This window comes from Oribacterium sp. oral taxon 078 str. F0262 (assembly GCF_000160135.1).
In the GTDB taxonomy this organism is placed as follows: domain Bacteria; phylum Bacillota; class Clostridia; order Lachnospirales; family Lachnospiraceae; genus Oribacterium.
This window is the reverse complement of record NZ_GG729937.1, coordinates 112,895-125,962: the sequence shown is the minus strand read 5'-3', so window position 1 is coordinate 125,962 and position 13,068 is coordinate 112,895. Positions and strand designations below refer to the sequence as shown.

Here is a 13,068-nt window from a genome sequence, read left to right as displayed (position 1 = left end):
CGGATGGAGAAAGTCGTCTTTCTGGACCGGGACGGGACGATCAATGAGGAGGTGAATTATCTCCATAAAAGAGAGGATCTCCGGATCCTTCCCGCTGTCACAGAGGGGCTTCGGCTCCTTAGCGAAGCGGGCTTTCTCCTTATCCTGATCACGAATCAGGCGGGGATCGGGAGGGGCTACTACAGCGTCCGGGACTGTATCGAGCTGAATGATTTTCTCGCCGCAGAGCTTCAGAAGGGGAGCGCGGGACTTTCTGCGGGCTATTACTGCCCGCACCATCCGACGCACGGCATCGGAGAATGGAAGAGAGCCTGCCTTTGCCGGAAGCCGGAGGCCGGGCTTTTCTACCAGGCGGAGTGGGATATGCTTTCGGAGAAGCTGCGGGAGGACTGCCTTTTCGGGCTCTCTGAAAGGGAGAGGGAGGAGGCAGAGCGTGAACTGCTGCCGGATAAGGGCGGCGGGGAGAGCGGGTCCCTTTTACAGAGCGGTCTGAGGCTTCCGGAGGCACTGCTTTCTGAGCTGAAAAAGAGGAATGAAACGCTTTCGGAGCTTCGGAGCTGGCTCTCCCACTGCTACATGATCGGCGATAAGCTGATCGATATGGAGGCGGGGCATCGCTTCGGCGTTTGCGGCATTCTCCTCTCCACGGGCTACGGGGCGGAGGAGGAGAAGAAGGCGAAGCCGGGGGACTATGATTATTTTTCGAAGGATATGAAGGAGGCAGCAGAATGGATTCTGAAAAGAGAGCGGAGAGACAGCTTGAGATCCTGATCGAGCGCTACCCGGCGCTTTCCGGGCTTAAGGATAAGATCCGGGAGGCCTATCAAATGCTCCGGGACTCCTATGAGAGAGGAGGGAAGCTTTTAATCTGCGGAAATGGAGGCTCCTGCGCGGATTCGGAGCATATCGTCGGAGAGCTCATGAAGGGCTTTTGTAAAAAGAGGAAGATTTCAGAGAAGCTTCGCCTTCGCTTAAAAGAGATCCATCCGGAGGACGGGGAGGCGCTCTATGAGAATCTCGAGCAGGGGCTTCCCGCGATCGCGCTCACGGCGCAGACCGCTCTCAACACCGCCTTTTCCAACGACAAAAATCCGCTCATGATCTTCGCGCAGCAGACGCTCGGCTACGGGAAAAAGGGGGACGTGCTCCTCGGCATTACGACCTCCGGGAACTCAAAGAACGTGCTCTATGCCTTTGAGGTCGCAAAGGCTCTCGGCATGAAGACGATCGCGCTCACCGGAAAGGACGGGGGGAAGGCCGGAAAGCTCGCGGACCTTTCCCTCATCGCACCGTCGAATGAGACCTATCAGATACAGGAATATCATCTTCCGATCTATCACGCGCTCTGCCTCATGCTGGAGGAGAGATATTTCGGGGAATGAGCTCCCCGGCTTCGGAGTTCTCCGCATTTTTCGAAAAAGCGCGGAGAAAAGGATCTGAGCGCTTCGGATTGTCGCTTCAATCTCAGAGAGGAAAGGCTCTGCCTTTGGGGCGACTGGAATTTTGGGCCGAAGCGGGCAAGCACCCTTTTGTGAGCGTTCTCCGCTCAAGCTGTGGTTTTAGAGAGAAGAAGGAGAAGAGAGAGGGAGATCCTTTATGAGAAAAAAGAAATACCGCCATGTCTTCTCCGTCCCCTGCTACGGGGACTCCCCTTATCTTGAGGAGCTGATCCGGAGCCTTTTGCAGCAGAGTCTCCGGGCGTACATCATCCTCGTTGCTGCAGGGGAGAGTGCCTTTTTGAGAGAGCTCTCCTCCCGCTTCGGACTTCCGCTCTATCTCAGGGAGGGAAAGCCCTGCCTCCGGGACGACTGGAATTTCGCCTATGAAAAGGGGGCGGAGCTTGCGGAGCTTGTCACGATCGCGCATCAGGACGATCTCTACGACCCGGACTATCTGAAGGCCGTGCTCCACGCCTTCTCTCTCTACCCGGATATGTCGCTCTTTTTCTGTGACTGCCGGACGATCGATGCCTCGGGAAATGTCTTTTCGCGCCGGGCGGAGGCGGTGAAGCGTCTTCTCCGCCTGAGGCTTCGGAATCACGAGAAGGCGGACCGCTGCTCCGTGAAGCTTTCCGCGCTCCGCTTCGGAAACGGGATCATCTGCCCGAGCTGCTGCTATCGTCCTTCCCTCTGCGGGACCCCGCTCTTTCAAAATTCCTACCGCTTCATCATAGACTGGGACACCTTCCTCCGCCTCTCCCGCAGGCCGGGGCGCTTTCTCTCTCTGGAGAAGCCGCTCCTGTCCTACCGGGTCCACGGCGGGGCGGAGACCGCAAGGCAGATCGAAAGCCACAACCGGGAGAAGGAGGAGGAAGAGGAGTTTCGGAAGCTGCACGGGGCGTTTCTCGCAGGCATATTGATGTTGTTTTACAGGAGGGCGTATTCCGCCTATGGAAAAGACAAGAAAAAGTAGCGATGCGGCGGGAAATCCGAGAAGAGGAGCGGGAACGGTCCTGTACGGACTGTTCTTTTTCCTTTGCGCGCTTTCCTTTTCGATTTTTTTCTATGAGTCCGGGAACTGGGGAAGGCTCACGGGGGAGGCGGGGAATCTCCCCGCGCTTTTCGAGATCGGGCTCGTCCTTCTCCTTATCCTCCTTTTTTATGCGTTCCGGCGGATTTTCCTTAAAAACCGGAGGCGGACGTTTCTCTGCATCGCCGCTGTCCTCCTCCCGGAGCTCTATCTCCACAGGATGCTCTTTCCCTTCTTCCTCTCCGGCCTGTATTTCTGGCTTCTTTTCTTCCTCTTCTTCCTCCTCTTCGGAGAGGGGAGGCGCGTCCCTCTCCGGGAGCTTCTCCGCTCGGCCTCCTCTCTCCCGGGCCCCGATTTTCTCCCCCTCCTTTTCTCCCTGCCTCTTCTCCTGATCCAGTTGAACCGGATGAATATCGCGGCGGACTACGATTCCCTTCGCTACGGCCTTCGGAGCAGCTATGTGCTCTTTAACGGGGACTTTTTCTCCGCGCTCGGCCAGATCAATGCGGTCTACAGCTACCCGAAGGGGCTGGAAATCCTGAGCTTTCCGCTCTCCCACTTCCGCTGCTTTTCCCTCCAGCTCATGTTTCAGTTCTGGACCATGATCGCGTGCGCCTTCCTCCTTTTTCGAATCCTTCGCCTTTTGGGGAGGACGGGGAGAGACAGCTCCTACGCCGTCCTCTTCTTCTTTTTGATGAGCTCTGTCGGAAATATGTCGATCACGGCGAAGACGGATCTCATCACGCTTCTCGTCCAGCTCGCCATGCTTTTCTTCTTTCTCAGAGGGGAATGGCTGAAGGGGACGGCGGCCCTTGTACTGAGCTACTCCTTTAAGCCGACGGCCGTCGTTTTCAGCACGGCGTCCTGGCTGATCCTGATGGCGGGCTCTCTCTGCCTTGCCATCCGAAGCGAAAGCAGAGCGGGACTTCTCCGGGAGGAGAGAAGAAAAGGAGGAGCTGCGCTCCTCTTCTCCCTGCTGTTTACGGGCCTTGTAACGCTCCGGACTCTCCTCATCACAGGGCTTCCCTTCTCCACCACCTTCACAGGCTTCTTTCAGGCGATCGGCTTTCAGGTGAAATGGCCCTTTAATCTGGACGCTCATATCGACTATGCGACAAAGGGAGGGGCGGCGGAGCTCTTCCTTTCCGTTCTCCGGCGGGCGCTTCTCTTCCTCTTTTGCCCGATCGGGGAGGATATGAATCATGTGCAGATCGCCTGGGGAGGCATCTCGATCCCGATCCTCCTCTTTCTCACGATCCGAAACATGCATCATTTCCGGGCCGGAGGCAGAAAAGGGGAAGGGGACGAAGAGAGGAGAAGGCGCCTTTTCCTTCTCTTTTTGCTTTTTTCCGGGATCGGCCTTCTCTCTCTCATGACGCTCTCTATGCTCTGGCAGGTGGACGGAAACTACTATATCCTTCTGGACTCCCTGCTTTTGCTCACGGCCTTCTCCCCGATCCCGGACGCATCTTCCAAAGAGGCGTTTCTCCCCTTCTTTCGCGGGAGAGAGGCGGAGAGGGAGAGGGGGATCCGGCTTCCCGGCGCCGCAATCCTTTATCTCGCCTCGCTTCTCACCACGCTGATTACGAGCTGGGTCGGGGCCGTGGGATTTACGCCCATTGACCTTTTAAACCGCGGCTACTATGATAATGTGGCGATGATCAAGGAGTTTGAGGCGGAGCGGGGTTCCCTCCGGCACTTTTCCGAGATGTCTTTGCGAAAGCAGAACCGGGTGCTCGCCTTCGCCAGGACACCGGACTGCTACTATATCCTCTGCAATGTCCAGAGCATCGCCGATGTGGAGGGCTCCGGGGGGAGTCCGGGCCTCTATGATGATCCGGAATTCTTCGAGTGGTTTCTGAAGTGGGCCGATATTGACTATATCTACCTCGAGCGGAGCTTTCTCTGGGATGAGAGGGAGGAGAGGGCGAAGGAAATGCTCCACTCCCTCCTTAAGGACGGCATGCTCTATGAGCTGGATGTCGAGGAGGGGAGGGCGGATCAGGACGGCTTCCTCCTGATGAAGGTGGACCAGCAAAGACTCTCCTATGTCTGGGACGGAAGGGAGCTCCCCGCGCTTTCGGAATCGGAGCTCTCCCAGAGGAGAGAAGTCTTTGAGCGTTTCCTCTCCGGCGGCTTTTCCTACTGGGAAATACTGGAGGCAAAGAAAAAGATGGGCGGCGCATACCGCTGATTTCCGTCCGCGCAGACAGATGCCGTCTGCCCTGCTGACGGGGACTGATACAGACAGTATTTTTCATAGAAGAAGATAGAGAGGAGAGAGATGGATTCAGCGAGGGACAGAGATCGCGAAAAGGGGAGGCGTACAGCGGTACGGGAAGCGGCGGTTTTTCTCCTTCTGCTTCTCGCGGGCTTCTATGTGAACCGCCATATTCACATTCACGGTCTCTACATGGATGACCTCTATATGTGGTCCTGCTACGGGGAGCAGAGCTATTTCGCCTTTGCTTTCCCGATCGGCACTTCGACCCGCTTCCGTCCGGTCTACTGGACGCTCACCTATCTGGAGATGATGCTTGTCAGGAATCATCCCTCGCTTTTTGTGCCGGTAAATATTATCCTGAATGTCGGCTGCGCCTACTTTATCTATCGCTTTTCCCGGAGGCTTTCCGGGGGGCTCACGCTGATCCCGTTCCTCTCCGCTCTGCTCTATCTCTTCTCCCATTTTTCCTATTATCAGATCGGACAGGCCCTGGGGCTTCTGGAGACCATGTCCCTTTTCCTGGCGCTTTATATCCTCTTCCTGCTCTATGACTACCAAAGGGACGGTGCAGTTTGGCGCTTTCTCCTGGCAAACCTCGTCTACTTCCTTCTGGTCTTCTCCCATGAGCGCTATCTCGCTCTCTTTCCGCTCTTCCCCCTCGCCCTTTTTTCGGGAAAAAGGAAGGAGGGACGCGTCCGCCTGCTTTTCCTCAGCATTCTGAACCTGATCCTGATCCTTCTCCTCCGGGGACTTGCGATCGGAAGCATCCTCCCGGCGGGGACGGGCGGGACGGAGGTGAGCGATACCTTTTCTCTGGGCCAGGCGCTTCGCTTCTCCCTCTCTCAGGTCGCCTATCTCTTCGGGGTCAATGCGGGGCCGGAATACCTGTCCGGAATTCCCTTTTCCGAGGCCGCGCCCTGGCTGAGACGCCTGGTCTTCTTAAGCTGGCTTCCGCTTTTCCTCCTGCTTTTTTCCGCGCTTTTTTGGGCGATCCCGGGAGGGCGCGGGAGGAAGGCGTCTTTCCTCGGGGGGAATCTCCTTTTTCTCAGCTTCATCGCGCTCTGTATCGGCTGCTCCTCCGTAACGATCCGGGTGGAGATGCGCTGGATCTATGTGAGCTATGCGGTGGCGCTCCTCTATCTCTCCTGGATTGTCGGAGAGGGCCTGAGAGCGCGGAGAGCAGCGGGAGCAGTGGAAGAAGCAGGGGGGAGCTTCGGAGGAGAAGGCGGACAGGAAGCGGAAGAAGGAGCGGATTTCTCCTCCGGGCATGATGCAGGATCAGAGGGATCAGAGCCCACGGGGATGCTCAGCGAAGCAGAAGGGAAGGGCACGGCAGCGAAGGACCGGAAAGGGGGGCGGCGGATCTGTCTCTCCCTCCTCTTTTTCGCCTATTTCCTGTGCATCTCCCCGGTGGAACGCTATTACCGCTCCTATTTTCCGAAGATCTACTTCTGGGAGAATCAGGACCGCATGAATTCCCTCGCGGATCAGACGATCGGACGCTACGGGAGAGAGGGCGTTTTCGGGAAGCAGGTATACATTCTCGGAAACAGTTACCATATGACGGACTTTTACGCGAGGACCTTCTTCAAGGTCTATGACCGGGAGAGAACGGCCGGAGGAACGAGGATTCATTTCCTCCGGGACCTTTCTGAGCTCCCGGACGGCGCGGGGAGAGAGAACAGCCTGATCCTGGAGGAGGTCCCGGAGGAGAGGGGCTACCGGGATATCACGGAGCAGAGCTTTGGAGGAGGGAAAGATGCGTAAGGATATGGAAGGGAGAGGAAGGCTTTTCTATACGCTGCTGCTTCCCGCTTTCTTTTCGGGGCTTCTCGTTCTCTATCTCCGCTTTTCTTCCATGGATATCGTATCCTCTGACTATATCCGCCTGATAAACTCCTATCTTCCGGATACGATGAACCCGGATAAATTCTTTGTGCCGGATATCCTGACCCGGATTCCGATCAGCTTTCCCCTTCGTGCGATCAATGTAAAGTTTTTCGGCTTCTCCGTCGTCTTCGACCGTCTTCTCGGGCTTCTCGGGCTCTGCCTCTCTGCGATCCCCCTCGCGCTCTTTTCCCTGCGCGAGCGCGTTTTCGTGCGGGGAAGCCTTCTCCCTCCCATTCTGTGTCTTTTTTTCCTCCATTTTGGGCTGAATAAATGGGAGCTTCTCTTAAACGGCTCCGGCTATGCTCATTTTCTGGCCTTTGCCATCTTCTACGCGCATTTTCTCCTGCTGGACCGCTTTTTGAGAGGGGAGGAGAAAAGGGGGAGCACAGTGCTTCTTTTTCTTCTCCCCTGGATCTCTCTTCTCGTCGCGGGGCCCTATCTGATCGTCTATCTCCTGACACTGGTTCCGGCCTACAGCTTTCTCCTTCTCCGGGAGGCCTCCCGCGCGGAGGAGGGCTCCTCTCCTTCGGAGGAAAAGGGGGAGGGCGCCGAGACCGGGAAAGCGCAGCCCGGGCCGTCCCGCTGGATGATGCTTTTGATCCTCTCCGTCCTACTGCCCCTCTTCCTCTACATTTTGAGTAATCATTTTGCGGTATATGAATATTCCGGCGCGGAGAAGCGGACACTCTTTTCTTTGCTCCGGGAATTTCCAAGCTTTCCCATACGCTTTACGCTGAACGGCTTTGCCTCAATGCTCCTCTCCGGGGAGAGCCTGGAGGAGCTCCTCTCGCAAGGTGAGCTGAGTCAGAGCAGGATCTATCTCATGGGGGGCGTCACGGCATTCTCCTACCTCTTCTCCATCTGGCTCTACCTGAAAAGAGGCTATTACAGGGAAACTCTCTTTCCGGCCCTTTTGATCCTTCACGGTCTGGGGAGCCATGCTATCGTCCTCCTCTCCCGCTTCATCTTCCAAAATCCGGATTATGCCTGGCAGAGCCGCTACGCGCTCCAATACGAAAGCGGCATACTCGGTATCCTCCTCCTCTGCTTTTTGCTTCTCCGCGATGCGCGGGCCGTGGCCCCGGGGGAAGAGGAGGACGAAAGCGATACGGGCGGCATTTTCCTCCGGAAGGCGGAGAGGGAGGAAAGAGAATGCGGCGGATGGGCGGCGCCGGGGAGAGCGGCGCGCTGCCTGGCTCTCCTCCTTCCATTGACCTTTTTCCTCGGGAACTGTTATACTACTGTGCGGGAGATCCGGAAGATCCCCTACCGAAGGCAGAGCTATGAGCGGATGACTCGGACAGCCTGGGAGCTCGAGAGCTTCAGCGACGAGGAGCTTCAGCAGATATTTGAATACCACCACGGCGGCGGGCGTATTGAACGCGCGTTTCGCATCCTCCGGGAGGGAAAGCTCAATGTATACCGCGCTCTCCGAGAGGGACAGGAGGAAAGAGCATGAAGGTTTTGATACTGGCCGGTGGGCTCGGAACCAGGATTTCCGAGGAATCCCATCTGAAGCCGAAGCCCATGATAGAGATCGGAGAGATGCCGATCCTTTGGCATATCATGAAATACTACTCCTCCTATGGCTTTCACGAATTCATCATCCTGGCCGGTTATAAGCAATATCTCATCAAGGAGTATTTTGCGAACTACTTCCTCCACAATGCGGACATCACCTTCGATATGTCGAACAACCAGATGGAGGTCCACCAGAATGCCTCGGAGAACTGGAAGGTGACAGTCGTCGACACCGGGCTCCGCACCATGACGGGGGGGCGAATTCGCCGTGTCAGAAGCTATTTAAAGGGAGAGCGCTTCATGCTGACCTACGGAGACGGAGTCTCCGATGTGGACCTTCGAAAGCTTCTCGCCTTCCATGAAAGCGCCGGGAAGACCGCGACCATTACCACGGTGAACCTCGCTCAGCAAAAGGGTGTCCTGGACCTTTCCTCCGATGGGAGGATCCGGGCCTTCCGGGAAAAGGAGGAGTCCGACGGAGCTGTGATCAATGGGGGCTTCATGGTCTTTGAGCCCGGGATTTTTGACTATCTTGAGGGAGACGAGACGGTGCTGGAGCGGGAGCCGATGCGAAGGCTCGCATCCGACGGGGAGCTCATGGGCTTCTATCACGAGGGCTTCTGGCAGTGCATGGACACGCAGAGGGAGAAGAAGCTTCTGGAGGAGCTTTGGTCCAAGGGAAAGGCGCCGTGGAAGCGCTGGTAACGGCGCTTTTTCTGCCGCTCTTTCTGCCGCTTTTCCCGCCGCTTTGCCGGCCCGACGCAGGGCGCTCTCGCTCCGACCGCCGCGGCCAACGGCGCGGGCGTAGAAGTCTGCCATCAGGCAGACTCGGAGCGTTCTTGAGTCTTCTCGAAGAGAAGTGCCTCCCGGAGGGAGGCCGGCGAAAGTCACATGGGCAAAGCCGAGTCTTGATGTTTAACGGTATTTGCCGGATCAGGGTGCTTCGGAGATCCGGGAGGGAGAGGAAAAAGGGATGAATTATGCCGAATTAAAAAGCTTCTATCGGGGCCGCCGCGTCTTTGTCACAGGGCACAGCGGCTTTAAGGGGAGCTGGCTCAGTCTGATTCTTCTCCTCCTCGGAGCAAAGGTCTATGGCTACTCCCTCCCGCCGGAGACAAAGCCCTGCCTCTATGAGCTTCTCGGACTGAAGGGAGAGATCCGGGAGCTCGGAGGGGATGTGCGGGATTTCAGTGCCCTGCAAAAGGCCGTCACCGAGGCGGAGCCGGAGCTTATCTTCCATCTTGCGGCGCAGCCCATCGTCCGGGAGTCCTACCGCTTTCCCAGAGAGACTTACGAGACGAATGTCATGGGAACAGTGAACCTCCTGGAGGCACTTCGCTTTTCTTCCTCCGCAAGGAGCTTTCTGAATGTGACGACAGACAAGGTTTATGAGAACCGGGAGCTTCCGGAGCACGCCTTTTCCGAGGAAGAGAAGCTGGATGGCTTCGATCCCTATTCGAACTCGAAGTCCTGCTCGGAGCTTGTGACGCACAGCTATAAAAGCTCCTTCTTCTCCGGGGAGTCCGCGCTCCGCATCTCTACGGCGAGAGCCGGAAATGTGATCGGAGGCGGGGATTTCGCAAAGGACAGGATCATCCCGGACTGTGTGCGGGACACGGTGGAAGGAAGACCGATCCGCGTGCGGAATCCCTTTTCCACAAGGCCCTACCAGCATGTTTTGGAGCCGCTTCTCGTCTATCTCACGATCGCGGCGAAGCAGGAGGGATATCAGGAGGAGAGCGGAAAGACGGAGAGCTCGGAGGGCGCCCGCTATGCGGATTATTACAATGTGGGACCGGACGAAAGCGATGCGATCACGACGGGGGAGCTCGCGGAGCTCTTTGTGAAGAGCTGGGGGAAGCCGGCCTCCTGGGAGAGCAGACCGGAAGAGAAGGCGCCGCACGAGGCGAGCTATCTCCGGCTGAACTGCGAAAAGCTCAGGGAGAGGCTTCGCTGGGAGCCCCGCTGGCAGGTCCGAAAGGCCGTGGAGGAGACCGTCCTTTGGTACCGGGCCTGGCACGAGGGGAGGGAGCTTCGCTCCTTCACGGAGCAGCAGATCCTTCACTTTCTCCGCTGAGGGACGCTGTGCTCCTCCCTTTGGCGCTCAATTTCTCTCAATGCTTCTCTCCCGGAGACCGGGCGCTTCCGAGGCCTCTTGGACTCTTCCCCGCCGAGCGTTCCGGAGAAAGCCGCGTGCGGCCCTTTCCGAAGCGGCCGCTCTCTCTTTTCCGGTCACCCTCTTTCCCGATCGCTCTCCTTTCGCTATTTCGGGGGGAGGGCGGCGCAGGAAAGGACGGGAGACGCTGTGTCTTCTGCCCTTGTCAGGAGAGCCGCGCTGCGGGCTTCGTGGATGCAGAGATCGGGGAACGACTATGATTCAGGCTGCTGATTCGCCAAAGGGCGCTTCAGCTTCGTTTGCTGTCAGGAGATTTCATGGAGAAGATGGAAAAAACGGAAAAGGAAGCGAGGGAGGAGATTCTCTCCCTCGTCGCGGATTACGCGAGGAAATATAAGAGGCAGGATGCCGCCTTCCAAAGGGGGGACAGGATCCCCTATGCCTCCAGAGTCTACGACGAGAGAGAAATGGTGAACCTCGTGGATTCCGCTCTGGAGTTCTGGCTCACCGCGGGGCGGTATACGAAGCGTTTTGAGAAGGAGTTCGGGGACTATCTGGGAGTGAAGCATGTGAGTCTTGTAAACTCGGGCTCCAGCGCAAATCTCCTCGCCTTTATGGCCCTGACCTCTCCTCTTCTCAAGGAGCGGAGAGTGAAAAGGGGGGATGAGGTCATCACGGTCGCGGCGGGCTTTCCCACGACGGTGAATCCGATTCTGCAGTACGGCGCTGTCCCGGTCTTTCTGGATGTGGGGATCCCCTCCTGCAATATCGACACAAGCCTTCTGGAGAGCGCGCTCACGGAGAAGACGAAGGCCGTCATGCTTGCGCATACCCTCGGAAATCCCTTCGATCTCAAGACAGTGAAGGACTTTTGTGAAAGACACGGCCTCTGGCTCGTGGAGGATAACTGCGATGCGCTCGGCTCACGTTATAAGATGGACGGGGAATATCTTTTCACCGGCTCCATCGGAGACATCGGCACCAGCTCCTTCTACCCGCCCCACCATATGACGATGGGAGAGGGGGGCGCGGTTTATACCAGTGATCCTCTCCTTCACAGGATCCTCCGCTCTCTCCGCGACTGGGGCCGCGACTGTTGGTGCGATCCCGGGAGGGACAACAGCTGCGGACATCGCTTCGACGGACAGTACGGAGAGCTCCCCAGGGGATACGATCATAAATATGTCTACTCGCATCTCGGATATAACCTGAAGGCGACTGACCTGCAGGCCGCGGTCGGCTGTGCGCAGCTTGAGAAGTTCCCGAGCTTCGCAAGGAGGAGGAGAGAGAATTTCACCTTCCTGAAGAAGCTTTTGCAGGACGGCGGGGCGGAGCGGAGTCTGATCTTTCCGGAGGCTTCCGAGAACGCGGATCCCAGCTGGTTTGGCTTTCTCATGACGGCGAAGGAGGGCACGGACCGGGGGAGGCTCGTCCGCTATATCGAGGGGAAGGGCATTCAGACCAGGATGCTTTTTGCCGGAAATCTGATCCGGCACCCCTGCTTCGATGAGCTTCGCTCGAAAGGAGAGGGATACCGCATCGTCGGCGAGCTCACAAATACCGACCGCATCATGAGGGACAGCTTCTGGGTCGGCCTATACCCCGGTATGACGGAGGAGAAGCTTTCCTATATGGCGGAGATGATCCTCGAGGGGCTTGGTTAAGCTTTCGCCGCACGAACGCAAAATGGGAGAAGAGGAAGCTTTCGAAGAGATAGGAAACGGAGGCATAGATGAAAGCGGAAGGGAAGGAAGAGGAGTTTTCGTCGGATCTTAAGGCGGTGCATGAAGCCAATCTCTACATCATGCGGGAGATCGACAAGTTGTCGAAGCGGCATGGAATCTCGTACCGCATGGACTCCGGCACACTGCTCGGGGCCGTGCGGCACCGGGGCTTTATCCCCTGGGATGACGATGTGGATCTCCTCTTTCGGAGAGAGGAATTCTCAAAGCTCTGTGCCGTTTCTTCCGAGCTACCGGAGGATTTAAAGCTCCTTCTCCCATGGGAGCTCCGAAAGGGAAGAGCCTTTTATGACTTTGTGCCGAGGATTCTCTATCTTCGCTCCAGAAGACACGGGGAGGAGAGTGCCGAGCAGGAATTCTACGAGGGGAAGCTGAACCACCTCTGGGTGGATCTCTTCCTCCTGGATGCCCTTCCGGATAATCCCTTTCTGAGCTTCCTCTATCGCTTCCGGCAAAAGCTCGTCTTCGGCCTTGCGATGGGGCACAGGATGCGGATCGAGCTTTCGAAATATAAGGGCCTGCAGCGCCTGCAGGTCTTATTTCTCTCCGGCATCGGAAGACTGCTTCCGATGCCTCTCCTCTTCCGCCTCCAGGAGCGCTGGGCGGGCGCCTGTACGAGAGCCTGCCGAAGAAGCGGGAGGAAAACGAAGCGCTCCTACTTCTCGAACTACCAGCCGGACTTTCAGCACTGCACGGTGGAGAATGCCTGGGAGGAGCCCTACTCCCCCTTCGCCTTTGAGGGGGAGCGCTTCCCCGGGCCGAAGAACTGGGACAGGGTGCTCCGCATGCTCTACGGTGACTACCGGAGGCTTCCGCCGGAGGAAGAGCGCCGTCCGAGCCACAGCGGACAGATCGAGCTTTGGGAGAGCACAGAGCGGGAAGAGCAATAGAGCAATGCGGATAGACCGTTGCGAAGGGCAATAGGGCAATGCGGATAGACCGCCGCGAAGAACAATAGGGCAATGCGGCAATGCGGATAGACCGCCGCGAAGAACGATAGGACAATGCGGATAGAAAGAGAACAATGCTGGCGGACAGATCCGTGAGGCGGCAATGCCTTGCAGGAAACTCCCGGGCAAAGAAAAAGCCGGAAGGCTGCCGGATCA

At 57.3% G+C, this 13,068-nt stretch carries 10 protein-coding genes; all 10 read left to right on the top strand.

Annotated features, from left to right (window positions below; translation table 11 throughout):
• The first annotated feature begins 3 nt into the window (after positions 1 to 3).
• The 10 genes from GCWU000341_RS11465 (at position 4) to GCWU000341_RS11415 (ending at position 12,852) form a co-directional block, all read left to right on the top strand.
• Positions 4 to 771: a D-glycero-alpha-D-manno-heptose-1,7-bisphosphate 7-phosphatase gene (locus GCWU000341_RS11465; protein WP_009216210.1), complete on the top strand. Its 768-nt coding sequence runs from the start codon at positions 4 to 6 to the stop codon at positions 769 to 771.
• On the top strand, positions 729 to 1,382 hold the full coding sequence (locus GCWU000341_RS11460) for a D-sedoheptulose-7-phosphate isomerase (RefSeq protein ID WP_009216209.1): 654 nt from the start codon (positions 729 to 731) through the stop codon (positions 1,380 to 1,382). The genes GCWU000341_RS11465 and GCWU000341_RS11460 overlap by 43 nt, the downstream gene beginning before the upstream one ends.
• Before the next feature lie 214 nt (positions 1,383 to 1,596).
• The gene (locus GCWU000341_RS11450) at positions 1,597 to 2,412 is read left to right on the top strand and encodes a hypothetical protein (protein WP_009216207.1); all 816 of its coding nucleotides are present in this window, start codon (positions 1,597 to 1,599) and stop codon (positions 2,410 to 2,412) included.
• Positions 2,390 to 4,663 carry a hypothetical protein gene (locus tag GCWU000341_RS11445; protein ID WP_009216206.1) on the top strand — a complete coding sequence of 758 codons (2,274 nt, stop codon included), beginning with the start codon at positions 2,390 to 2,392 and terminating at the stop codon, positions 4,661 to 4,663. The genes GCWU000341_RS11450 and GCWU000341_RS11445 overlap by 23 nt, the downstream gene beginning before the upstream one ends.
• 90 nt (positions 4,664 to 4,753) lie before the next feature.
• Positions 4,754 to 6,460 carry a hypothetical protein gene (locus GCWU000341_RS12830; RefSeq protein WP_009216205.1) on the top strand — a complete coding sequence of 569 codons (1,707 nt, stop codon included), beginning with the start codon at positions 4,754 to 4,756 and terminating at the stop codon, positions 6,458 to 6,460.
• A complete protein-coding gene (locus GCWU000341_RS11435) occupies positions 6,453 to 8,042 on the top strand; it encodes a hypothetical protein (RefSeq protein ID WP_009216204.1) in 1,590 nt (529 codons plus the stop codon). Before GCWU000341_RS12830 ends, GCWU000341_RS11435 begins: the two co-directional genes overlap by 8 nt.
• A complete protein-coding gene (gene rfbF, locus GCWU000341_RS11430) occupies positions 8,039 to 8,809 on the top strand; it encodes a glucose-1-phosphate cytidylyltransferase (protein ID WP_009216203.1) in 771 nt (256 codons plus the stop codon). The genes GCWU000341_RS11435 and rfbF overlap by 4 nt, the downstream gene beginning before the upstream one ends.
• Positions 8,810 to 9,077: 268 nt before the next feature.
• Positions 9,078 to 10,181, top strand: a complete 1,104-nt coding sequence (gene rfbG, locus GCWU000341_RS11425; RefSeq protein WP_040654372.1) for a CDP-glucose 4,6-dehydratase — start codon at positions 9,078 to 9,080, stop codon at positions 10,179 to 10,181.
• A gap of 356 nt (positions 10,182 to 10,537) precedes the next feature.
• Positions 10,538 to 11,884: a lipopolysaccharide biosynthesis protein RfbH gene (rfbH, locus tag GCWU000341_RS11420; RefSeq protein ID WP_009216199.1), complete on the top strand. Its 1,347-nt coding sequence runs from the start codon at positions 10,538 to 10,540 to the stop codon at positions 11,882 to 11,884.
• Between the two features lie 68 nt (positions 11,885 to 11,952).
• Positions 11,953 to 12,852 carry a LicD family protein gene (locus GCWU000341_RS11415; RefSeq protein WP_009216198.1) on the top strand — a complete coding sequence of 300 codons (900 nt, stop codon included), beginning with the start codon at positions 11,953 to 11,955 and terminating at the stop codon, positions 12,850 to 12,852.
• The last annotated feature ends 216 nt before the right edge of the window (positions 12,853 to 13,068 follow it).

Bases quoted from the DNA above. Each gene is read 5' to 3' on its own strand.
- GCWU000341_RS11450 (WP_009216207.1), top strand. From the start codon at position 1,597: ATGAGAAAAAAGAAATACCGCCATGTCTTCTCCGTCCCCTGCTACGGG.
- GCWU000341_RS11465 (WP_009216210.1), top strand. From the start codon at position 4: ATGGAGAAAGTCGTCTTTCTGGACCGGGACGGGACGATCAATGAGGAG.
- rfbG (WP_040654372.1), top strand. From the start codon at position 9,078: ATGAATTATGCCGAATTAAAAAGCTTCTATCGGGGCCGCCGCGTCTTT.
- GCWU000341_RS11445 (WP_009216206.1), top strand. From the start codon at position 2,390: ATGGAAAAGACAAGAAAAAGTAGCGATGCGGCGGGAAATCCGAGAAGA.
- GCWU000341_RS11435 (WP_009216204.1), top strand. From the start codon at position 6,453: ATGCGTAAGGATATGGAAGGGAGAGGAAGGCTTTTCTATACGCTGCTG.
- rfbH (WP_009216199.1), top strand. From the start codon at position 10,538: ATGGAGAAGATGGAAAAAACGGAAAAGGAAGCGAGGGAGGAGATTCTC.
- rfbF (WP_009216203.1), top strand. From the start codon at position 8,039: ATGAAGGTTTTGATACTGGCCGGTGGGCTCGGAACCAGGATTTCCGAG.
- GCWU000341_RS11415 (WP_009216198.1), top strand. From the start codon at position 11,953: ATGAAAGCGGAAGGGAAGGAAGAGGAGTTTTCGTCGGATCTTAAGGCG.
- GCWU000341_RS11460 (WP_009216209.1), top strand. From the start codon at position 729: ATGGATTCTGAAAAGAGAGCGGAGAGACAGCTTGAGATCCTGATCGAG.
- GCWU000341_RS12830 (WP_009216205.1), top strand. From the start codon at position 4,754: ATGGATTCAGCGAGGGACAGAGATCGCGAAAAGGGGAGGCGTACAGCG.